19 protein-coding genes and 1 tRNA gene are annotated in these 20017 nt (G+C 63.4%); 8 read left to right on the forward strand and 12 right to left on the reverse strand.

Annotation, left to right across the window (positions count from 1 at the left end; all coding sequences use genetic code 11):
• Positions 1-7: 7 nt before the first annotated feature.
• Complete coding sequence (locus tag AC1DMY_RS05795; protein WP_477164025.1) at positions 8-925, reverse strand: cupin-like domain-containing protein; 918 nt, start codon at positions 923-925, stop codon at positions 8-10.
• Between the two features lie 377 nt (positions 926-1302).
• Positions 1303-2154, reverse strand: coding sequence for a hypothetical protein (locus AC1DMY_RS05800; RefSeq protein WP_477164026.1), 852 nt, complete (start codon positions 2152-2154; stop codon positions 1303-1305).
• A 167-nt stretch (positions 2155-2321) separates the two neighbouring features.
• On the opposite strand from AC1DMY_RS05800, the gene AC1DMY_RS05805 reads away from it, so the two are divergent.
• Positions 2322-3050, forward strand: a complete 729-nt coding sequence (locus AC1DMY_RS05805; RefSeq protein ID WP_477164027.1) for a J domain-containing protein — start codon at positions 2322-2324, stop codon at positions 3048-3050.
• 282 nt (positions 3051-3332) lie between these two features.
• Here the strand turns inward: AC1DMY_RS05805 and AC1DMY_RS05810 are convergent, their stop codons facing one another.
• From AC1DMY_RS05810 to tviB, 5 genes are all read right to left on the reverse strand, one after another.
• The gene (locus tag AC1DMY_RS05810) at positions 3333-4733 is read right to left on the reverse strand and encodes a TIGR03013 family XrtA/PEP-CTERM system glycosyltransferase (RefSeq protein ID WP_477164028.1); all 1401 of its coding nucleotides are present in this window, start codon (positions 4731-4733) and stop codon (positions 3333-3335) included.
• Between the two features lie 187 nt (positions 4734-4920).
• Positions 4921-5664 carry a 4'-phosphopantetheinyl transferase family protein gene (locus tag AC1DMY_RS05815; protein ID WP_477164029.1) on the reverse strand — a complete coding sequence of 248 codons (744 nt, stop codon included), beginning with the start codon at positions 5662-5664 and terminating at the stop codon, positions 4921-4923.
• A 28-nt stretch (positions 5665-5692) separates the two neighbouring features.
• Complete coding sequence (locus AC1DMY_RS05820) at positions 5693-7351, reverse strand: GMC oxidoreductase (RefSeq protein WP_477164030.1); 1659 nt, start codon at positions 7349-7351, stop codon at positions 5693-5695.
• Positions 7352-7453: 102 nt separating this feature from the next.
• The gene (locus AC1DMY_RS05825) at positions 7454-8464 is read right to left on the reverse strand and encodes an NAD-dependent epimerase (RefSeq protein ID WP_477164031.1); all 1011 of its coding nucleotides are present in this window, start codon (positions 8462-8464) and stop codon (positions 7454-7456) included.
• A gap of 11 nt (positions 8465-8475) precedes the next feature.
• The gene (tviB, locus tag AC1DMY_RS05830) at positions 8476-9753 is read right to left on the reverse strand and encodes a Vi polysaccharide biosynthesis UDP-N-acetylglucosamine C-6 dehydrogenase TviB (RefSeq protein WP_477164032.1); all 1278 of its coding nucleotides are present in this window, start codon (positions 9751-9753) and stop codon (positions 8476-8478) included.
• Between the two features lie 469 nt (positions 9754-10222).
• Between tviB and AC1DMY_RS05835 the strand changes: the two genes are divergently transcribed.
• From AC1DMY_RS05835 to AC1DMY_RS05845, 3 genes are all read left to right on the forward strand, one after another.
• On the forward strand, positions 10223-12523 hold the full coding sequence (locus AC1DMY_RS05835) for a TonB-dependent receptor (RefSeq protein WP_477164033.1): 2301 nt from the start codon (positions 10223-10225) through the stop codon (positions 12521-12523).
• A 75-nt stretch (positions 12524-12598) separates the two neighbouring features.
• Positions 12599-13285 (forward strand): Fe2+-dependent dioxygenase, encoded by a 687-nt coding sequence (locus AC1DMY_RS05840; RefSeq protein WP_477164034.1) that lies wholly within the window; start codon positions 12599-12601, stop codon positions 13283-13285.
• The gene (locus AC1DMY_RS05845) at positions 13282-14001 is read left to right on the forward strand and encodes a tetratricopeptide repeat protein (RefSeq protein ID WP_477164035.1); all 720 of its coding nucleotides are present in this window, start codon (positions 13282-13284) and stop codon (positions 13999-14001) included. The genes AC1DMY_RS05840 and AC1DMY_RS05845 overlap by 4 nt, the downstream gene beginning before the upstream one ends.
• Positions 14002-14060: 59 nt before the next feature.
• On the opposite strand, the gene AC1DMY_RS05850 is transcribed toward AC1DMY_RS05845, so the two are convergent.
• Positions 14061-14738, reverse strand: coding sequence for a DUF2076 family protein (locus AC1DMY_RS05850; RefSeq protein ID WP_477164036.1), 678 nt, complete (start codon positions 14736-14738; stop codon positions 14061-14063).
• Between the two features lie 288 nt (positions 14739-15026).
• On the opposite strand from AC1DMY_RS05850, the gene AC1DMY_RS05855 reads away from it, so the two are divergent.
• The 3 genes from AC1DMY_RS05855 (at position 15027) to AC1DMY_RS05865 (ending at position 16852) form a co-directional block, all read left to right on the forward strand.
• Complete coding sequence (locus AC1DMY_RS05855) at positions 15027-15914, forward strand: EamA family transporter (protein ID WP_477164037.1); 888 nt, start codon at positions 15027-15029, stop codon at positions 15912-15914.
• Between the two features lie 365 nt (positions 15915-16279).
• Positions 16280-16624 carry a YkgJ family cysteine cluster protein gene (locus AC1DMY_RS05860; protein WP_477164038.1) on the forward strand — a complete coding sequence of 115 codons (345 nt, stop codon included), beginning with the start codon at positions 16280-16282 and terminating at the stop codon, positions 16622-16624.
• Between the two features lie 105 nt (positions 16625-16729).
• On the forward strand, positions 16730-16852 hold the full coding sequence (locus AC1DMY_RS05865) for a hypothetical protein (protein WP_441603207.1): 123 nt from the start codon (positions 16730-16732) through the stop codon (positions 16850-16852).
• Positions 16853-16995: 143 nt separating this feature from the next.
• Here the strand turns inward: AC1DMY_RS05865 and AC1DMY_RS05870 are convergent, their stop codons facing one another.
• Together AC1DMY_RS05870 and AC1DMY_RS05875 are read right to left on the reverse strand one after the other, a co-directional pair.
• Positions 16996-17205: a cold-shock protein gene (locus AC1DMY_RS05870; RefSeq protein ID WP_121879590.1), complete on the reverse strand. Its 210-nt coding sequence runs from the start codon at positions 17203-17205 to the stop codon at positions 16996-16998.
• A gap of 280 nt (positions 17206-17485) precedes the next feature.
• The gene (locus AC1DMY_RS05875; protein ID WP_441603208.1) at positions 17486-17707 is read right to left on the reverse strand and encodes a hypothetical protein; all 222 of its coding nucleotides are present in this window, start codon (positions 17705-17707) and stop codon (positions 17486-17488) included.
• A 582-nt stretch (positions 17708-18289) separates the two neighbouring features.
• On the opposite strand from AC1DMY_RS05875, the gene AC1DMY_RS05880 reads away from it, so the two are divergent.
• A complete protein-coding gene (locus AC1DMY_RS05880; protein ID WP_441603209.1) occupies positions 18290-18478 on the forward strand; it encodes a hypothetical protein in 189 nt (62 codons plus the stop codon).
• Positions 18479-18676: 198 nt separating this feature from the next.
• Here AC1DMY_RS05880 and AC1DMY_RS05885 read toward each other — a convergent pair.
• Both AC1DMY_RS05885 and rnd read right to left on the reverse strand, forming a co-directional pair.
• Positions 18677-18752, reverse strand: a tRNA-Ala gene (locus AC1DMY_RS05885).
• 58 nt (positions 18753-18810) lie between these two features.
• On the reverse strand, positions 18811-19929 hold the full coding sequence (gene rnd / locus AC1DMY_RS05890; protein ID WP_477164039.1) for a ribonuclease D: 1119 nt from the start codon (positions 19927-19929) through the stop codon (positions 18811-18813).
• Positions 19930-20017 lie beyond the last annotated feature (88 nt).

Here is a 20017-nt window from a genome sequence, read left to right on the forward strand (position 1 = left end):
CGATCGATCAACCGGCGATGGCGTAGGCCGAGCCATCCGTATAGGGCTGCTTGCCCAGCGAGCGCCGCAGCCATTCACGCGTATCGATGGCCGAGCGGAAACCCGAGTGCAACAGGAAGTCGAGCACTGCGTTCTGCCCCACGGCTGGCGGCGAGATGCCCCAGCCGCGCAGGCGTTCGTGCGCCGCATGCAACAGGCTGTCGCGGCGCGTGGCATGGGTGTAGTAGGTGAAGCTGATGGTGACCGACGCGTTGTCGCCGTTCTCCACCATATGCGGGCTGGTCGATGGCATGTACGCGCCCTGGCCAGGCTCCAAATGAAATACCGTGGCGCGCTCGCGCAGGCTGTCGTCCCAGTGCAGGCGATCGCGTTCGTGGCAGGCATGGAAGCGGTCGCGCGCTTCTTCGCTGGCAGCTACGGTGTCGCGGTGATCCCACACGTAGAGCGTCTTGCGTCCGCTCACCTGCAGGATGAAATTGTGTTCCTTGTCGAAGTGAAACGGCGTCACCGTGTTCGGCGAGGTGATGAAGATCCAGCCCCCGCGATAGCACATGCCCGGATCAAGGCGGTCCACGCCGGGCTTCACGTCGTCGAGCACTTCGTCTACCAGCGAGCGATAGGTGTCGTCGGTCTGCACATTGAGCAGCGACATCCAGGCTTTGGCCTGCTCGATCTGTTGCAGCGTGCTGGCGGCGGTCATGCGATTGGGGTGGAGCTTGGGCGCCGTGTTGAACGGCGTGCCGGGCGTGGCGTCGCTGCTATGCGTACGCACGCGGCCGCGCGACTCGAGGCGCTTGCTCAATTCCACCAGCGAAGGCAGTTGCAGGAGCGGATGATCCATCAGGCGATGGCGTACCGCCTGGATACGCCACGGATCAAAACCATCCCAGTCCACCTCAATCAGCCGGTCGGCATCGGCGCTCATGTTGTTTCCCCCTGAACAAGCGTTCGCGTGACTGCGAGGTCTCAACCCATCCGGTGGCCGACGGTCGCCTTATGCAGCGAGGATCGAAAGCCGATCCGTCCACGTCGTGATGGCAATCCCCCGGAGCCTTGTTCCGTTGCCTTGTCATGCAACCGCGCTGATACATCGGAACAGGGCTAGTCTCCGTCGCAGGCGTTTTTGTGTGAATACGCCCTAAGCAGCAGGGCGGGCGCAATCAATTACGCCGCACAGCCCCGACGAAATAGGCTGTTAGGGGTAGCCATGCAGCGATGACGCGTGGCCGGCAAAACGCGCAGCGATGCTTGCGCCGAAAAAGTGATACACCCCTGTTACAGGTGCGTGCTATCGCCGTGGTTTCAGGGGGCCTGGAAGGCGAATAGCCAGAGGATGGCGCCTTGTGCCGGCGAGTCGTTCCAGGTGACGGAATACGTACCGGCCTTGTCCACCTGCTTGATCGCCACCGCGCATTGCACACCGCTGTTGGGCGGCAGGTGCAGATAGCTGTCGATCACCTTGAAGCCGTCGCCGGGAACGGCGCTCATGTTGTAGATGTAGGCCTCGCCCAGCCACACGGCCACCAGGGTGGCAGGCCCGGTGGTGGTGACCGTGCCGCTGGTGAGCGTGGTATTGGTGGTGTCAGGACTGCCGGTCATGCCTTGCCACGCACGCGTGAGCTTGTTGGCCGCGCGGGCGGTCACGCCGGGCGTGGGGTAATTCTGCGCGACGTCCTGCAGCTTGCCGGCCTGGACGATTTCGATGAACGGTATGGTGATTTCGCCGTTCGGCGAGCCCGCCTTGAGCACCTGAACGGTATGGCGTTTGCCGCCATGGGCGCCGATGGCGATATAGGCGCGCGCATTGAAGCGACCGTCGTAGCCGTTGTACGTGACCGCATCGCCCACCCGTTTCCAGGTATTGGCATAACTGTCGGTGGGCTCGGCGTCGTTGTCCGCGTGGCCGGCCACCAGCACCAACAGCGAGCTGCCGACATCCTGCGTGTGTATCGCCGAGGTAACAGCCGGCGAGCTGCCGTCACCTTCGGACTGGTTGAGCATGGTGTGTGCGCCAAGCGCGGGCGGGTGCTGCATGGTCGACACCACATCGTCGAGGGTGGCCCAGGCGGGCAGGGCGACGACCAGAAGCATCGCCAGCAGAGCCGCGCGCGCGGGGCGCGCACGCGGGGATAACAAGGAGAAACCTGCGTGCATGGGTGCATTCTCCTGTCGCATTGGATTGATATTGTGATTCGTGATAGGTCGTGTCAAGCTCGGGGTCACCTGTCGAATGGACGGCCAAACGACGCGACAAGGTGACCGGCGCGAGCCACACGCAGTCCTCGCGCAACGATAGTCAGGCGCCATGGTTGGGGACAGTGGTGACGCACGAGACCGATTTTCTCGACCTGTACCGGCGACTGGGTTTGAATCCCGGTTGCGGGCTGGACGAGTTGAAGCAGGCGTACCGGCGGCATGTCGGGGCGATGCATCCCGACCGCCACGCCGGGCGCCCTGCCGACGCGCGCATGGCATCGCGCCTGCAGCGGCTCAATGCGCAGTACGGCGCAGCCATGGATTTTCATCGCCGCTACGGACGCCTGCCAGGCGCACCGCAAAGCTCGGCGTTTACCACCGTGTCCGGTAACCGCGACCTGTCCGGCACGGTTCGCGAGATGCCCGATCCGTTTGCCGCGCGTCGAACCGCGACGGCCGCCGATGCCACGCGGCACAGCGAGCCGGCCGCCAGCGGCAGGCGCTCGCACGCCCGGCTCGCCATGTTGTTGGTGATCGTGGCGCTCGGCACCTTGGGCTGGGCCATGCATGAGGCCTCGTTGTCTACCTCCGATGGCAGCGACGACGACACCAGCGTGCAGGCTGGCGCCGGCAGCGTGTCGCACGACGCCGCGGCCGAGGGTGTCGTCTTGCACGTCGGCATGTCCGCCGCCGATGTGCGTTCGGTCGAAGGCGAGCCGCTCGCCGTGCATGGCGATCTGTGGGAATACGGTCCGTCGTGGATCCGCTTCGATCGCGACGAAGTGGTGGAATGGCATAGCTCGCCGCTGCATCCCTTGCACACCGAAGCGCAGGCCAGCTCGCTCACCCGATAACGCTGGACCGCACGGGTCGCCAGGCGGCTGCCACACGCGATCTGATGGTAGGTCAGATCTCATCGTGTGCCTCCACCACCCGGCGGCCCGTGCGGTCCGGGGATGCTCTGATCTATTCCACATGGGCGTCACCGGCAGAGCCGGCCCTGCGGGTGATCTCCAGAGAGTCCGCAGGGCGCGATGCGCGTCTTGCCCAGGCGGCCAGCCTGGGCTGCGCCACGCCTCACGCCCTGCGAACTCTCTGGAGTCATGCCACCCATGCGGAATAGATCAAAGCATCCCTCAACGCGCCCCGCGGCCAAACAGCACCACTTCGACGGTCTGGATAAGAATCAGCAGATCCAGCAGCAGGTTGTGATTCTTCACATAGAACAGGTCGTACTTCAGCTTTTCCGCGGCTTCCTCGACGGTGGCGCCATACGGATAACTGAGCTGTGCCCAGCCGGCGAGGCCGGGTTTCAGGCAATGGCGCAGACTGTAGTAACGGATCTGCGTGGCCAGATCGGCGACAAATTGCGGGCGCTCCGGACGTGGGCCGACGATGCTCATGTCGCCCTTGAACACGTTCCAGAGCTGCGGCAGTTCGTCGATGCGCAGCTTGCGGCTGATGCGGCCGACGCGGGTCACCCGGTCGTCGTTCTTCGCGGCCCAGCGTGCAATGCCATCGCGTTCGGCATCGGTGCGCATGCTGCGGAATTTCAACAGGAGGAACGTGCGGCCATGCGCGCCCACGCGCTCCTGGCGATAGAGGATGGGCTGGCCCGCCCCGGATTCGATGGTGATCGCCAGCGCTTCCAGCAGCATCAACGGCCAGCACAGCAGCAACAGCAGTGCTGCCGCGCCAAGGTCAAAACAACGCTTGCTCAGCTGACGCAGCGGCGTGGCGTTGAAGCCGCCGGAAAACACCAGCCACGACGGGTCGAGAATGGTGAGCTGCAGGCGACCGGACTCGCGCTCGAAGAAGGAGGTGAGATCGGTGATGGTGATGCCCATCTGGCGGCATTCCAGCAAGTCGTCCATCGGCATATGGCCGCGACGGTCGTCGACGCCCACTACGACTTCATCGATCTGCTGGCGCAGCACCAGCACATGCAGCGGCAGGTTGGTGCGAATCAGGTGATCTTCGGGTACCGCTACCGTTTCGTCGATGCGCGGCACATAGCCCACCACGCAGAAACCACGGCGATCGGTGCGGCGGCGCATCTGGTTGTGGATCTGCGCCGCACGATGGCCGGCGCCAAGAATCAGCACGCGGCGCTTCAGCGCCTCCACTTCCACCAGCTGCAGGAACAGCATGCGGATGCCAAGCACCAGGATGAAGCCCAGCAGCAGTGCGATGGCCAGCACGCCGCGGCCGACATAGGCCTGCGGCACCACGTAGTAACCGACGACCAGCAGGATGCCGCCCAGCACGAAGGCCACAAACTGGCGTGCGAGCAGGCCGAAGCGCGTCATGCGGATATGCGCCTGGTACTGGCCCAGCGCAATCATGCCGATCACCAGGATGCCGGCGAACACCAGCGAGCGCTCGGGCAAATGCACGGTGAACTCGGCCAATTCGTCCGCGTTGTGTGCGTAACGGATGTATGTGGCAAGCGTCAGCGACATGGCCAGCAACATCAGCTCGCAGATGCCGAGCAAGGCTAGCCAACGCATCGATTGCCGGCGCAGAAAACGAAGCATCCGATCCCCCTACGTCCCCGAGTATGGCCACGTCCCGTGGCGCAATGAGGAGGCTATCGCGGCGCACTCTCGGGTGTCGATGCAACTTACGGAGGAGCGAAGGCACAGCCTGTTCGGCTGTCTCAGCGGTGTTACATCCGGCCGTGCACGCACGGCAAAGCCCACGAAAACAAGGCGAAAAAGAGAGTCACACCTGGTGCAGCGAATGGCGCGCGATGTCGTCGGCGAGCGCAAGCGCACCCACCCAGCCAACCGGCATAGCCAAGGGTGAGAGACGGCAGGGAGGCACGTCGGTCATACCGATGGGCGGCGCAATGCCGACGCCGATGGCGGCGTCGATCGAGGACGGCGGCACACGCAGACCTACGCCAAATGCCTTCAGCAGGGCTTCCTTGCGCGTCCACAGCTCGAGCAGCGCGCGTGTGCGTGCCTCGCCCTCCAGTGTGGCGATCGCCGCCGCTTCTGCCGGGGTGCACAGCACGCCCGCGATGTCATGCAGATTGGTCCGCGGCGGAAACCCTTCGATATCCACCCCGACCGCTGCGCCCTGTGCTATCGCCACCGCCACCATGGTGCCGCTGTGGCTCAGGCTGGTGACTAGGCCGGTGCCGGGCAGCAAGGGCTGCCCGTTGGGTGAGCGCGCCAACTCCACCAGGGCGGGATCGATGTTGAGCGTGATGCCTAGCGCCACCCGCCAGTAGGCATGCGCAATGGTGTAAGTGTCCTGGTCCAGCGCGTGACGAAAGCGCACGGCGCGCGCCGCCTCCGGCGGTGACAGCAGGCTGGCCGCTTCGTTGCGCAACTGCCACCACGGTGCGCTGTCGAATACGATGACGCGTGCCTCGTCCGCACTTGGTGGTGCGAACCGGCAGGCGCGCAGCGACGCCGCGACGCGATGCGTGAAGCGTGAAAAGGTTGCCTGGCGAAGCATGCTCGCGTGCATTCCGTTGTCTCGTCCCTTAGAGGATGCCGGCTATCAGCAGCGCGCGCAGTTCGTCCGCGAGCCTGAGGCTGAGGGCCACGATGGTGAAGGTGGGAAAGGCCCAGCCCCCGGTGGGGAAGACCGAGCTTCCCGCGATGTGCAGGTTGTCCATGCCATGCACTTTGCAGTCCCGATTGACCACACCCTTGCCGGGGTCGTCGGACATCCGCGTGGTGCCGATATGATGCGCGGTCCCGTGGACCTCGGGTTTGGTGTGCTGGTCGGCGAGCCAGGGCGCCAGTTCGAAATGGCCGTTGCACAAACGGGCCAGTTCGTTGCCGAACAAGCTGGCCGATGTGCGATAGGTATAAAGGTCCAGCGACGTGAGTCGCCAGTCCACGCAGACCTTGCGCTGGCCCAGCGCATCGGTTTCGTCGCCCAGCGTGATGCGACTTTCCCGATTGGGTGCCTGCTCGAAATAGCCGACCAGTTCGACGTGACTGTTGCGCACCGCGGGCCGGTCGGTGAGCTTGTGGACCATGGCCTTGGCGATGTCGCCGATGCCCAGGCCCAGCTTCAAGGCCGTCAGGCCGATGTTGCTCGGCGCGGCGACGACTTCCGCCGCCGGCGCATTGCGCAGCGCCGAGGACAGCAGAGCCTCCAGTTGCGAGTTTTCGTCCTGCATCGGCTTGCGCTTGATGGAACGCAGCTCCCGCAGGGCGCGGATACCTCGCGGCAGCGGACCTTCCACACCGAACGGATGCACGCGACCATTGAGTACGCGCTGAGAGCGCTGGTAGTCGGGCGACAGCGCGATCTCCGGAAATGCCATGGGCGCGTTCTTGCCGTGCAGGCGTTCGTAGGGCGCGGTGACGCGATGCGAATGGTCGGCCGTCAAGGTGCCAAGCGTGCCGCTCGGATGATCCATGAAATAGCGGCCGACCACGTCGCGCTGGTTGCCCAGGCCTTCGGGCACCACTGAGTTGGAAAGCAACAGCAGGCGCGCGTTCTCGATACCGCCGGAGGCGAGCACGTAGTGGCGGGCGCGCACTTTGCTGCGCTGACCGCCGAGCGAACCGATGGCCGCCTCCCGTACACGCACCCCATCCTGCGACGGCATCAGTTCCATCAGGTTGGCGTGCAGCAGCACCAGGATGTTCGGCGCGTCCTCGAGCACGTCGCGGTAGGCATCGCCAAACAGGATGCCGCTGCGCGCAAACAGCTGATTGACCAGCTTGTCGTCGTCGAAGGGCAGCACCGGTCGCGCCGTCGGCGCCGTGAACGTGCCTTCGGTGAAGCCGATATCGCCGAGCTGGCAGAAGGAGAGGGCGCGTGCGTAATACGGTTCGAGCTCGTCGTATCCGATCGGCCAGCCGCTGTCGGGCACCCAGTCGCGTGGCTTGAGGTCATCGCTGCTCAGCGTGATGCAACCGCCGCCCCACAGATTGCAACTGCCGCCGAATACCCGCATGCGCGAGGTGCTGGGGTCGAAGTCGAGATGGCCGGCCGAGCTACCCTCGCACAAAGCCTGGTTGCGCTGTTCGGCGCCCATGCCGCCACTCTCGAGCAGGCAGACCCGTACGGACGTCCCAATGAAACTATGAGCGATGGCGATGCCCGCAGCGCCGGCGCCGACGATGCACAGATCCGCTTCGACATCCTCGGGATGCACGTCGCTCAAGTAGTCGATGATCACACCAACCCCCTAGGAATCCACGTTCTTCACAACGGTGTTATTCGTGGATCTGGTCCGTGGCGCAACGCGCAGTCGCTCCGGACTGTTGGCGGCCTTAGTCGATCACACGCGATAGTACTCGCGGTACCAGCGTACAAAGTTGGCTACCCCAGTTTCTACCGACACCTGCGGCCTATAGCCAACGGTCTGTATCAGGTCCGTTACATCCGCTTCGGTGTCCGGCACGTCGCCCGGCTGCAGCGGAAGCATCTCCATGATGGCCTTTCGGCCAAGGCATGCTTCAAGCACTTCGATGTACTGCAGCAACTCCACCGGTCGCTCGTTGCCGATGTTGAACAGGCGATACGGCGCAACGCCGCTGGTGGCCGGGTCGGGCTGGTTGCTGTTCCAGAGCTCGTCGATCGGCGGCACTTTGTCCAGCGTGCGGATCACGCCTTCGACGATGTCGTCCACATAAGTGAAGCTGCGCTTGTGCCTGCCGTGGTTGAACACGCGGATCGGCTCGCCGGCAAGGATGGCGCGCGTAAAAAGAAACAGCGCCATATCCGGTCGCCCCCATGGCCCGTACACCGTGAAAAAGCGCAGTCCCGTGCTGGGTATGCCATACAGATGCGCATAGCTGTGTGCCATCTGCTCGTTCGCTTTCTTGCTGGCGGCGTAAAGCGTCAGCGGATGCTCGGCCGACTTGTGCTCGGAGAACGGCATGGCCGTGTTTGCGCCGTACACCGAACTGGTGGAAGCGAATACCAAGTGCTCTACGCCATGGTGGCGGCATCCTTCCAGCACGTGCAGGAAACCGGTGACATTGCTGCTGATGTAAACGTGCGGATTCTCTGCCGCGTAACGCACGCCGGCCTGCGCGGCCAGATGCACCACGCGTTGCGGCCGGTGTACGGCAAAGGCTTGTTCCATCGCCGCGCGATCGGCGAGGTCGGCCTGGATATGCGTATAGCCCGAATGGTCGGCAAAGCGCGCAAGTCGCGCCTTCTTCAGGGTGACGTCGTAGTAGTCGTTGAGGTTGTCCAGGCCCACCACCTCGTCGCCGCGCTCCAGCAGACGCTGTGCGACATGGGATCCGATGAAGCCTGCTGTACCCGTTACCAGCACTTTCATGATGCTCTTCCTTAGAGACGACCGTCGACCGCTTCTCGCGGCAACACGTACTTCACGTCATACACCACCGACGACGACTTGCCGAACGCACGGATGCCGGTGGCGCCCAGGGCGGTGAACTGGCGATGGCCCACAGCAATGATTACCGCGTCGTAGTCGCCGTTATTCGGCGCTTCGATGGGTTTGAGTGCGTATTCGTGTTCGGCCTCGGCCACATTGACCCAGGGATCGTGCACGTCGACGTCGGCGTTATAGCCGCGCAAGGCCTGCACGATGTCGACCACGCGCGTATTGCGCAGGTCAGGGCAGTTTTCCTTGAAGGCGAGGCCCAGCACCAGGATGCGGGCGCGCACCGGATTGATGCCTTTGCGCACCATCAGGCGTATCACTTCGCTGGCCACGTACGGGCCCATGCTGTCGTTGGTGCGGCGGCCGGCAAGGATCACGTCCGGATGGTGGCCGACTTCCTGTGCCTTGTGCGTGAGGTAGTAGGGATCGACACTGATGCAATGGCCGCCCACCAGGCCAGGGCGGAACGGCAGGAAGTTCCACTTGGTGCCGGCGGCCTGCAGCACTTCCAGCGTGTCGATGCCCAGCTTGTTGAACAGGATGGACAAGTCGTTGACCAGCGCGATATTGAGGTCGCGCTGCGTGTTCTCGATCACCTTGGCCGCTTCGGCCACCTTGAGCGAACTGGCCTTGTGCGTGCCGGCGGTGATGATCGAACCGTATAGCTGATCCACGAAGTCGGCCGTTTCCGGCGTGGACCCCGAGGTGACCTTGAGGATGCTGGTCACGCGATGCTGCTTGTCGCCCGGATTGATGCGCTCAGGGCTGTAGCCCGCAAAAAAGTCCTGGTTGAATACCAGCCCGGAGCCCTTTGCCAGCAGCGGCACGCAGACTTCCTCGGTGCAGCCCGGATACACCGTGGACTCGTACACCACGATGTCGCCGCGCTTGAGCACCTTGGCCAGCGTCTCGCTGGCGCGGATCAGCGGGGTCAGATCGGGACGCTTGGCCGAATCGATCGGCGTGGGCACGGTGACGATGTAGACATTGCAGTGCGCGAGATCCGCCAGCTGCGAGCTGAAACGAAGTCGCGGCGATTGCGCCAGCTCCTCGCTGTTTACTTCCAGCGTGTGGTCGATGCCGGCGCTCAGATCATCGATGCGGCGCTGGTTGATGTCGAAGCCGACGGTGTCGTAATGCTTGCCAAATTCCACTGCCAGCGGCAGGCCCACATAGCCGAGTCCAATAATGGCGAGCTTGGTGTCTTCCAGATTTTGCATGCCGTTGTTCCGCTGTCCGTTGGCGAGGCGTCGATTCGACCCTCAGGTTATCCGATGGATCACCCGTTAGAGAACGAACGTGCAGCCCCCTGGTTGATGCATGCGCTCAGCGGCAGGCGTGGTTGCACCAACCGTTGCAGGCGGCGAAAGGCTAACAGGGTCGCCGTGGTTTTCCGCTAGGCCAGAGGATGCTTATCGGATGGCGTATGTGCGGATGTGAAGCGGCGCACTCGATGCGTTTCGGCTGACCGATTCGACACGGAGATCGAGTGACTCGCGGCGGGCGGCCGGTGGTTGCGGGGCGGGCGGGCCACAAGCTATTGCGAATCATTCTCAATATTGTTAACGTAAGATCATGCGATCTGGCCGGCGCCGAACGGCGCGCCTCGCTCTCTTTCCCCTCAACCCGTCGGTGATACGGCTGCCTGGATCCACGGCGGCCGGCGTTTGCCTGTGCGAAGGACCGAGCATGACCCCCAAGCGTTTCGTGGCCGCATCGGCCAATCCGCCTATCCGCCTGATGGCCAGCGCCCTTGGCCTGGCGCTGGCGTCGACGTCCGCGATGGCCGCCGGCGAAGCGCCGGCAGAAGCCAAGCCTAAGGCCGATCCGCAGGACGCCCAGAATCTCGACGGCGTGAAAGTGCAGTCCACCGTGGTCAACACCACCTCGCCCAAGTTCACCGCGCCCTTGCTCGATACCCCGCGCTCGGTCACGGTGGTGCCGCAGGCCATCATCCAGCAGACGGCGGCGACCTCGCTGCTCGACGTGCTGCGCCAGGTGCCCGGCATCACCTTTGGCGCGGGCGAGGGCGGCAATCCCAATGGCGATCGTCCGATCATCCGCGGCTTCGATTCGGAAAGCTCGGTGTTCATCGATGGCGTGCGCAGCTCCGGCTCGCAGTCGCGCGAAATCTTCGATATCGACCAGGTCGAAGTGCTCAAGGGCCCGAGTTCGGCCTATAGCGGACGCGGCGGCGTCGGCGGCAGCATCAACCTCGTCACCAAGGTACCCAAGGCGGATAACTTCGTGCGCGCCACGGCAGGCGTGGGCACCGACAACTACTATCGCGGCACGGTGGACTGGAACCAGCTGATCGGCGCCGACTCGGCCCTGCGCGTCAACGTGATGGGCCACAGCAATGACGTGGCCGGACGCAACGGCTCGGACATGTCGCGTTGGGGCATCGCGCCGTCGGTGACATTTGGCCTGCGTTCGGCCACCAGCGTCACGCTGAGCTATTACCACCTGCAGAGTGACGACACGCCCGACAGCGGCATTCCTTACAACAACCCGTTTGCCGCCACCAGCCCATACGTCAGCCTCAACGGCGACGGCCGTCCGTACTCGGTGCCGCGTGGCACGTATTACGGCTGGCTGGACCGCGACTTCCAGAAGCAGAGCAACGACGTCGGCACCGTGCTGGTGAAGCACGACTTTGGTGACGGCTGGCTGCTGCGCAACGCCACGGTCTACGCGCGTTCCACCAACGACTACATCTGGACCCAGCCAGACGACAGCCAGGGCAACTTCCTGCTCAACGGCGGCGTGTGGCGCCGTAACAACAACCGCAACAGCAGCACCACCAATATCACCAACCAGACCGATCTCACCGGCGAGTTCGAAACCGGTTCGTTAAAGCACAGCGTGGCCGCCGGCATCGAGCTGAGCAGCGAGAAGACGCAGCGCACGGCCTATCTGGTCGATCCGGCGAAGAACGCCAGCGATACCCACAACACCGGCTCCATCGTCAATGGCGCCTGCAGCAGCAAGTACGGCATTGGCGCGCCGTCCAACTACTGGTGCACCAGCGCCCGGCATCCGACGCCGAACGATCCATTCAACGGCCTGATCATCGGCGGCCAGAACCCCACGCGCATCGTCACCGACACGCGCTCGGCCTGGGCGTTCGACACCATGACCTTCAACCCGCAGTGGTCGGTGAACGGCGGCGTGCGCTTCGACAGCTTCAGCACGCGCTCCACCACCACGACCACCACGACGGGCGCGGTGAGCAAAGTCAGTAACGATTCGAACTTCTGGAACTACCAGCTCGGCGTGGTCTACAAGCCGGCAGCGAACGGCAGCGTGTACGTGTCGTGGGGCACGTCGTCCAATCCGCCGGGCGTGGATGCGGGCGATGGCGCGGACGGCATCGCCATCACCAACCAGGACCTCAAACCCGAGAGCAGCCGCAATATCGAGCTCGGCACCAAGTGGGATGTGCTTGACCAACGCCTGTCGCTTACCGCAGCACTATTCCGCAGCGAGAAGAGCAATGCCCGCGTAGCCAGCGGCGGCCGCGGCAGCCCGCAGATCAACGCTGGCGAACAACGCGTGGATGGCCTGGAGCTCGGCTTCAGCGGCCAGCTCACGGAGCGCTGGAACGTCTACGGCGGCTACACCTATCTCGACAGCGAACTGGTGAAGACGGCGCCGGCCGATGCGGCCAGCCAGGGCAACGTGTTTCCCAACACGCCCAAGAACAGCTTCACGCTGTGGAGTACTTATGCGATCGGTTCGCAGTGGAGCGTGGGTGGTGGCGCGTATTACCAGAGCAAGGTGTACGGCAATACGGCGAACACGAAATGGGTGCCGGCGTACACGCGTTTTGACGCGATGGTCTCGTACGCGGTGAATCGCCATCTATCGCTCCAGCTCAACGTGCAGAACCTTACGAATCGCTACTACTTCGACAAAGCTTACGCTTCGCATTACGCGTCGGTGGCGGCGGGCCGGGCCGGACTGCTCACGGCGAACTTCAGTTTCTGATACGGTCGTGTCGATGTTGACGGGGGCGCGTCCGGCATGCGGGCGCGCCTGCAAAGTTTAGGTCAGGAAAACGCGATGCTGCTTCACGTGCCCGAAGTGTTGAACGCCGACGAGCTCGCCGAGTGCCGGCGGCGGCTCGTCGAAACGCTTTGGGACGATGGCCAGCTCACTGAGGATCATCCCGCCGTGTTGGCGCCGAGCAATCGCCAGCTTCCCGAAGCCGGCGTCGCCACGAAGGAGTTGGGGGCGTTGGTGCTTGCCGCGTTGTCGCGCAACACTACGTTTTTTGCGGGCGCCCTGCCGCGCCATATTTTTCCGCCGCTATTCCATCGCCATGTCGGCGAGCAGCCGGCCGGGCTGCGCGTCGACAACGCCATTCGCCACGCGCGCCATGACGGCACGGGCGAGGCGTTGCGCACGGATTTGTCCGCCACGCTGTTTCTCAACGAACCCGACCAGTACGACGGCGGCGACCTGATCATCGAAGACACCTACGGCTCGCATACGGTGAAGCTTGCCGCGGGCGACATGATCTTGTATCCCGCCAGCAGCCCGCATCGCATCGAGTCGGTCACGCGGGGCGAACGCCTCGCCGCCTTCCTGTGGATCCAAAGCCTGGTGCGCGACGAAGCGCAGCGTCGCCTGCTGCTGGAACTGGACGTGTCCATCCAGAGTCTGAGTGTGTCGTCGGCGCCGCAGGCTGATGTGCTGCGGCTGACCGGCATCTATCACAACCTGCTGCGCACGTGGTCACAGACATGAGTCACCGACAGGGCGGTGTCACCGATGAATTTCCGCAGCTGCTGAGGAGCGATCCTTCGCGCGCCTTTGCCATGCTGCGTGTGCAGGCGATCGCGGGCGACCGCGCATCGCAACTGGCGCTCGGACAGATGTACCTCGAAGGCATCGGCTGCGAACGCAACGGTGCAGAAGCTCGTTACTGGTTCCAGCATGCCGCCCATCAAGGCGAAGCGATGGCGATGAATATGCTGGGCCGTTGCCTGGAGAACGGCTGGGGCGGCAGCGCCGACTACGAGTTGGCGGCCGTGTGGTATCGCGAGTCCGCGGAACACGGCCTGGACTGGGGCATGTACAACTACGCCCACGTACTGGCCAACGGTCGCGGCGTTCGCGCGGATCGCACCGCAGCCTTCAAGTGGTTCACACAGGCAGCGGAAGCAGGGCACGGCCGCGCCATGCATTTTCTCGGTCAGTATCACGAACATGGCTGGGAGACGGCGCCCGACGCGGAGCGCGCCCGCGAGCTGTATCGTCGTTCCGCTGAAAAAGGCGATTACCGCGGGCAGTGCAGCTGGGCATCCGTGCTGGCGGAACAGGGGCGCATCGAAGAGGCCTGCGATCTGCTGCAACGCGTGCTTGCCACGGCGCCGGCGTATTTCGTCGAAGCACTGCGCGAAGAGTTGAGCCAGTCGCGCCACGCGGAACTGCGCAAACTGAGTCAGTCAGACGCGATGTAAAGCGCAGCCGGTCGTCGACCGGCTGCGCTGCTTACGCTCATGGTCCTTAGCGCAGCGGCTTAAGCCCAGCCGTTGTCGTCGAAGCCGCCATCGTTGCCGTCATCGAAGTCATTGGACGGCGTGAAGTCGTTGGAGGCAAAGTCGTCGCGATCGCGGTTGTCGCTCAAGCGATCGCTGTTGCCGTCGTTGTAGGTGTTGTTCTCGGTGATGTTCTCGATCACGGTCGGCTGACCGCCGCCACCGAAGAAGCCGCCACCACCGTGGTGGCCGCCGAGCAGGCTTTCGATACCGTCAAACAGGAACATGCCGCCGGCAACGCCCGCGGCGGTGGTGGCCGCCTGCGACAGGAAACTTGGCGCGGCGGGCGCGGGTTGGGCCGGTGCGCCGCCGAACAGACGATCTCGCCAGCTCGGAGCAGCCTGGGGCGGCATCGGTTGCTGCGGCGGCATCGGCGGTGGCACCGCGCCCCACGCCGACGCCTGCTGGCCGCCCAGGAAGCTGCCGCCGCCCTGCTGCTGCGAGGCGAGTTGAGCCTGAAGCTGCGCGATCTGCGCCTTGGCGGCGTCGAGCGCCTGTTGCTGCAACAGGCTGCGCTGCACCAGCAGATACAGCGCATCCGGCTGGGACGCCAGGCGCTGGCGGATCAGCGCATCGGCCTGCGGATCCTTCGCCACGCTGCCGGCGGCGGCCAGGCGCTGGAGGAAATCATCGAGTAGCTGTTGTTCCTGCGGTGTCATGACAATCAAATCTCCAGGGGACGGCGAATGGCGAACACTGTGGCGACGATTTTCTTCGGCGTGCAGTGCCGAAAGTGTGCTCTCCACGCGGGACATCAAGGGCTATCTCGCTGTCGTTTTCCTTGCAGTCAGTGAATGCGCAAGCTCTTTCGACATCGTGCCCGAACCATCCGTCCCCAAGAATGCTGACGCCTGCTGTCAGCAATGAGGTCGATGGGCCGATGTGCATGGTGGGCATCGCAAGAGCCTGCAGGCATCATGTCGCTATCGTTTGATGGCAACGGCCCCATGTCCCCACGTTCCGCAGTTGGTCCGCTCGCCCTGGCGATCGGCGTGTTGATGATCAGCATGGTCTCGTACCAATGCGGCGCCTCGCTGGCCAAGCACCTGTTTCCCGTGGTGGGAGCGCAGGGCGCGACCGCGTACCGACTGGGCCTGAGTGCGTTGATCCTATTGCTATGGCGCCGTCCGTGGCGTCGGCTTGGGAACAAGCCGAACTGGGGAGCCTTATGGGCCTATGGCCTCTCGATGGGCGCCATGAACCTGGTGTTCTACATGTCGCTGCGCACGATCCCGCTTGGCATTGCCGTGGCGCTGGAGTTCACCGGTCCGCTCGCCCTGGCGTTATTCCATTCGCGAAGGCTGATCGATTTCCTGTGGATTGCGCTTGTCGTCGTCGGCCTGGCCTTGCTGCTGCCGTTGCAGGCGACGTCGAAAGCGCTGGATCCCATCGGCGTGATGTACGCGCTCGCCGCAGGGCTGGGCTGGGCGCTGTACATCGTGTTCGGCAAGAGGGCGGGCGATGCGCACGGCGCCGACGCGGTGACGTGGGGTACATCGATGGGCGCCTTGCTGGCCATTCCATTCGGCATCGCCCATGCAGGCAGCGCACTGTTGTCGCCTGCGTTGTTGCCGTACGCCTTAGGTGTGGCCTTGCTCAGCTCGGCGCTGCCCTATTCACTGGAGATGATCGCGTTGACGCGATTGCCCGCGCGCACCTTCAGCACCTTGCTGAGTCTGGAACCGGCCATCGCGGCGGTGGCCGGTGTCGCCTTGCTCGGTGAGCGACTCACCGTTCTGCAGTGGCTCGCCATCGTTGCGATCATCGTGGCGGCGGCAGGCACGGCGTTGAGCGTGCGTCGCGTCGAAGTGAGCGATCCGCCTTTGGTGAATTGAACTGCTCAGGCAATCGAGCCGACGGAGGAGTCATTCGTCATCATCGTGCGTTGTGCCGGCGACGTGCTCGTGCCTGCATCGTCGTCTCACGCACCAATGACCGCCTGACCGGTCATGCCATCACATTTGCCTCGCCACCATGGTGTAACATGGCGTTGCAAGTACTTCCTCGCTTCGCGAGTGATGTGCGGCGTTCTCAAGACCGCACGCTTCGCTCCCTTTCACTTGTGCCTCGCGTTTGCGAGGACGCCCCTGGGAGCATCCATGCCAGGCTATTGCACGCTTCACGACTTTGTTCCCGCCACGGCACAGGGCTACCGACCGCAAGCGGTTGGCTGCATCTGCGCCAACCAGGCGGTGCACGCATGACCGCGTCGCAACTCCCGCCTAAGAAGGCCTCTGGTTGCTCGACCTGCGATGCAGTGTGCTGCCGACTCACCGTCGTGCTGCAACCCGAAGACAAGATTCCCTCGCATCTCACTACGCAATTGCCCAGCGGCCTTCATGTGATGAAGCATGATGAGGACGGCTGGTGCGTCGCGATCAATAGCACGAAGATGAATTGCGGTATCTACGAGAGCCGCCCATCCATCTGTCGCCGCTTCGTGATGAATGGGCCTTATTGCAAGGCGGTTCGCACCGAATATGCCGAAGAGCGTGCTTTGGCGGCCGAGCAGGCGCAAGCTTCTGTCGTAGGCAAGGTCGCCTGATCTTGCCGCCGGTCGCGTTGATCCGGTGCTTCAGTAGTACGTACGCGTCGACGGTGCAGTTAGCGCACTCGTCATCCTTCTCACTTGATACTCACGAGGATTCCCTTGCCAAAGCCGAACTATTCCTTCGAAAAGCGTCAGCGCGAAATTGCAAAGAAGAAGCTGCAGGACGAAAAGCTCGCCAAGAAAAAGGCAGCGAAAGACGTCGCGGTGCCTGAGAAGCGTTAACTCGCTTGTGTTGGTCTGCTGGCGGCTGCATTGGCTAGGTGCAGCCGATGACTCGCCACGGCGTTGCCCAGGCGGGTTATCCGAAAACAGGCCAAAAAAAAACCCGGCTCAAGGCCGGGCTTTTTCTTGGACGGACGGCTAGATCAGACGATCTGCACGTTCTCGGCCTGCAGGCCACGCTGGCCCTGGGTCACGATGAACGACACGTTCTGGCCTTCCTGCAGGCTCTTGAAGCCCTGCGACTGGATCGCGCGGAAGTGGACGAACACGTCCTCACCGCTCGAACGGCTGATGAAGCCGAAGCCCTTGGCGTCGTTGAACCACTTGACCGTACCGGTTTCTACCTGAGACATGATTTTTTCCTTGAAACGAATGAAGCCGCAGAGCGGCGAAAAAGCTGGTCACAAGGCGGAAACGGGTACAACGGTGTAGGTAACTTCAATCTACAGCATCGGGCCACATTTATGGTGACCCTTGAAACTCAGCCCGCCCACAGTAGGGGGCAGGGCTTGAAAAAGCAAATGAATAATGACTGCGTGTTCACTTGCATCGCTTGTAAATGCGCCGTTTTGCGGCGGGAAGCGAGCCTGCGCACCGTTCTTGGCCATGCGCACTCAAAGTTTGCCGCGCTCGTCAGCTCGCCGGATAAGGCATGCCATGTTGGGTGCAAATCCAGTCGATGGTGCCCAGCAGCCAGTCCGTATCCTCGGCACAGGAATGTGCAAGCACGTCGGAAAAAATGCATTCCGTCGATTGAAAGAAGTCCGCGTCGGTGGGGTGCGACGCATGCAGCATGGTGATCGATGCGTCGAGCCGACTCATCGTTTGACGCAATTGTTGACGTGACTGGTTCATGGCATGGCCTCCGCCATTGGGCATGGGAGGCAGAGAAACGTCTCTCTCGGCGGCGCCGAGCCATCACCCTCTGTCGCTCTTCTGCCGTTCGAATCTGCGCGTATCGCCGTTAGTTGAGGGTTACGACCAGCGAGGCATGTAGCGCAGGCGTTTAGCGCCTTGCCTGCAGGGTGCCGGAAAACCTAACAATCGATCGCCCAACAGAGAGTAGGGTGGTGGGGTCATGGAACATCCGAAGCGCACCGTGGGTGCGATGTGTTCCTGGGCCACTCCGGGTGAGGGATTCGCATGATGAACCCCCGCAAGATCCTGACCTCCGGGCAATGGACGTTGTTGCGTCATGTGGCGACGGCCTGTCCGTTGCCATTGAGGGCTACCGGTGGTCTTTGCGATCTCCGCTGCCTGCTTAAAGAAGGCTTTGTCTCCGTCAGGGACGCCAGAGTATGTGCAACACGGACGGGAATTGAGGCTCTTTGGTATCACTGCCTGCACTAAGTCGTCGCTGATCGGTTTCTTATGCAGTCACCGTTGTGCCCAGCCGCGGCTGGTGGGCATGCATCCGTCACCTTCCAAGGAATTCTCATGAAGCAACCTACTGAGCCGCTCTCTCTGGCCCGTATCCACGACGTCTACAGTGGAACTTCCGTCAAGCGGGAATCGAGTGACAAGAAGCTCAGCTATCAAACCACGCAGCGGTTTGCGCGCGAAGCCAGTCATCCCGGCCTGGCGCCGGGGCGTCCGCTCGCACCGAACACGCGCCATCGGCGCTAAACGCGCTCGTTGCATGGCGTGACGAAAGGGGTATGGGCTGTCGTGCAGATCACGACGGTTGCATGCCCCTTCGTTTATGCGCAGTCCGAACGGGGTACGGTTGACCGGCCTTCGTTCGGTTCGCGGCGGCATCACGTCATCCCAAAACAAAACAGCGCTTTACGCCAAGTGGCATAAAGCGCTGTTGTTTTGTAGAAATGGTGGAGCCAGGGAGGATCGAACTCCCGACCTCGTCATTGCGAACGACGCGCTCTCCCAGCTGAGCTATGGCCCCACACGAGCGGAAGATAGTAGCAGCGCCGTTTGGGATTCGCCAAGCCCCCGCCAGGACCTTACGGGAGCAGGGCGCTGAGCGGTTCGAACAGGATCGGGCGACGCCATCCCTCGAGGAATTCGGGCCACTGCGCGGTCACCACATATTCCTCCAGCACCTTGCGCGGACACAGCAGGCCCGGGGGCAGGTCGAGCTCGAGGGCAGCCTTGTCCACGCAGTCCTTCATGGCGGGCAGGGCACGTTTTGCTTCCCCCTGCGGCGATTCGGGAATGGTCGCGGTCGCCGCGATGTCGTCCTCGTCCACCGGGCGCAGCAGCAACTCCAGCAACTCGGCGCGTTGGGGCGATCGCAGCGCGCGCTGGCCGCGCGTGCGGGTGTCGAGTTCGCTGGCAGAGCGCGGCAGTTGTTGCGCCAGGCTCATGGCCGCGGCGTCCTCGAGCAGCCAGGGGCGCGGGCGATCGAGCGTGCGCGCGGATTGATCGCGCCATAGCAGGATGCGGCGAAGCAGGGCGCGCTGTTCCGGGCGCCAGTCCGAGGCGCTGCGAAAACCGCGCTGCGGCTGGGGATCGCCTTCGCGGTAGCAGGCGCGTTGCTTGAGTCGCTCGCAGTCTTCGGCGTGCCACGCGCTGCGGTCGCGCTGAACCAGTCGCTCGGCCAGCTGTTCGTGCACTGGCTTTAGATAGACCACGTCCAGCGTGGCATACGCGCGCTGCGATTCGGTCAGCGGTCGCTGCAGCCAGTCCGAGCGCGTTTCACCCTTGTCGAGCTCGGCGCCGGTCAACTCCGCCACCAGGGCGCGATAGCTGATGCCAAGACCCATGCCGACAAAAGCTGCCGCAATCTGGGTATCGAACAGCTGGCGCGGACCATGCGGCAGGAATGGCGACAAAGCTTCCAGGTCTTCGCTGGCGCTATGCATCACCGTGACCACGTCGCCGCCGCCGATCTGCGGCTGCAGCGCATCGCCCATGTCGAAGGCCACCGGGTCGACCAGCGCGTAGCGCCCATTCCAGCCCAGTTGCACCAGGGCCAGCTGCGGGTAAAAGGTATTGCGGCGCATGAACTCGGTATCGAAACCCAGCGCGGCATCGCCTGGCAGATCCGCGAGCCAGGCCTGCAGATCGTCGCGACGCTCGATCCATGCGGCGTCGGGCGCCAGGGAAGATTCTTGATGCATGCGTGTTCCTGAGTCGGGACGTGCATGGGTGCATTGTCCTGACATCGGTTTGTGCCTATGGTTTAGATCGCCCACCATAGCAGGCAGC

Source organism: Dyella sp. 01L423 (genome assembly GCF_056399945.1).

Excerpts from the sequence above, each read along its gene's own strand:
- AC1DMY_RS05795 (WP_477164025.1), bottom strand. The coding sequence starts at position 925 with ATGAGCGCCGATGCCGACCGGCTGATTGAGGTGGACTGGGATGGTTTT.
- AC1DMY_RS05800 (WP_477164026.1), bottom strand. The coding sequence starts at position 2,154 with ATGCACGCAGGTTTCTCCTTGTTATCCCCGCGTGCGCGCCCCGCGCGC.
- AC1DMY_RS05810 (WP_477164028.1), bottom strand. The coding sequence starts at position 4,733 with ATGCTTCGTTTTCTGCGCCGGCAATCGATGCGTTGGCTAGCCTTGCTC.
- AC1DMY_RS05815 (WP_477164029.1), bottom strand. The coding sequence starts at position 5,664 with ATGCTTCGCCAGGCAACCTTTTCACGCTTCACGCATCGCGTCGCGGCG.
- AC1DMY_RS05825 (WP_477164031.1), bottom strand. The coding sequence starts at position 8,464 with ATGAAAGTGCTGGTAACGGGTACAGCAGGCTTCATCGGATCCCATGTC.
- tviB (WP_477164032.1), bottom strand. The coding sequence starts at position 9,753 with ATGCAAAATCTGGAAGACACCAAGCTCGCCATTATTGGACTCGGCTAT.
- AC1DMY_RS05835 (WP_477164033.1), top strand. The coding sequence starts at position 10,223 with ATGACCCCCAAGCGTTTCGTGGCCGCATCGGCCAATCCGCCTATCCGC.
- AC1DMY_RS05840 (WP_477164034.1), top strand. The coding sequence starts at position 12,599 with ATGCTGCTTCACGTGCCCGAAGTGTTGAACGCCGACGAGCTCGCCGAG.
- AC1DMY_RS05845 (WP_477164035.1), top strand. The coding sequence starts at position 13,282 with ATGAGTCACCGACAGGGCGGTGTCACCGATGAATTTCCGCAGCTGCTG.
- AC1DMY_RS05850 (WP_477164036.1), bottom strand. The coding sequence starts at position 14,738 with ATGACACCGCAGGAACAACAGCTACTCGATGATTTCCTCCAGCGCCTG.
- AC1DMY_RS05855 (WP_477164037.1), top strand. The coding sequence starts at position 15,027 with ATGTCCCCACGTTCCGCAGTTGGTCCGCTCGCCCTGGCGATCGGCGTG.
- AC1DMY_RS05860 (WP_477164038.1), top strand. The coding sequence starts at position 16,280 with ATGACCGCGTCGCAACTCCCGCCTAAGAAGGCCTCTGGTTGCTCGACC.
- AC1DMY_RS05870 (WP_121879590.1), bottom strand. The coding sequence starts at position 17,205 with ATGTCTCAGGTAGAAACCGGTACGGTCAAGTGGTTCAACGACGCCAAG.
- AC1DMY_RS05875 (WP_441603208.1), bottom strand. The coding sequence starts at position 17,707 with ATGAACCAGTCACGTCAACAATTGCGTCAAACGATGAGTCGGCTCGAC.
- AC1DMY_RS05880 (WP_441603209.1), top strand. The coding sequence starts at position 18,290 with ATGAAGCAACCTACTGAGCCGCTCTCTCTGGCCCGTATCCACGACGTC.
- rnd (WP_477164039.1), bottom strand. The coding sequence starts at position 19,929 with ATGCATCAAGAATCTTCCCTGGCGCCCGACGCCGCATGGATCGAGCGT.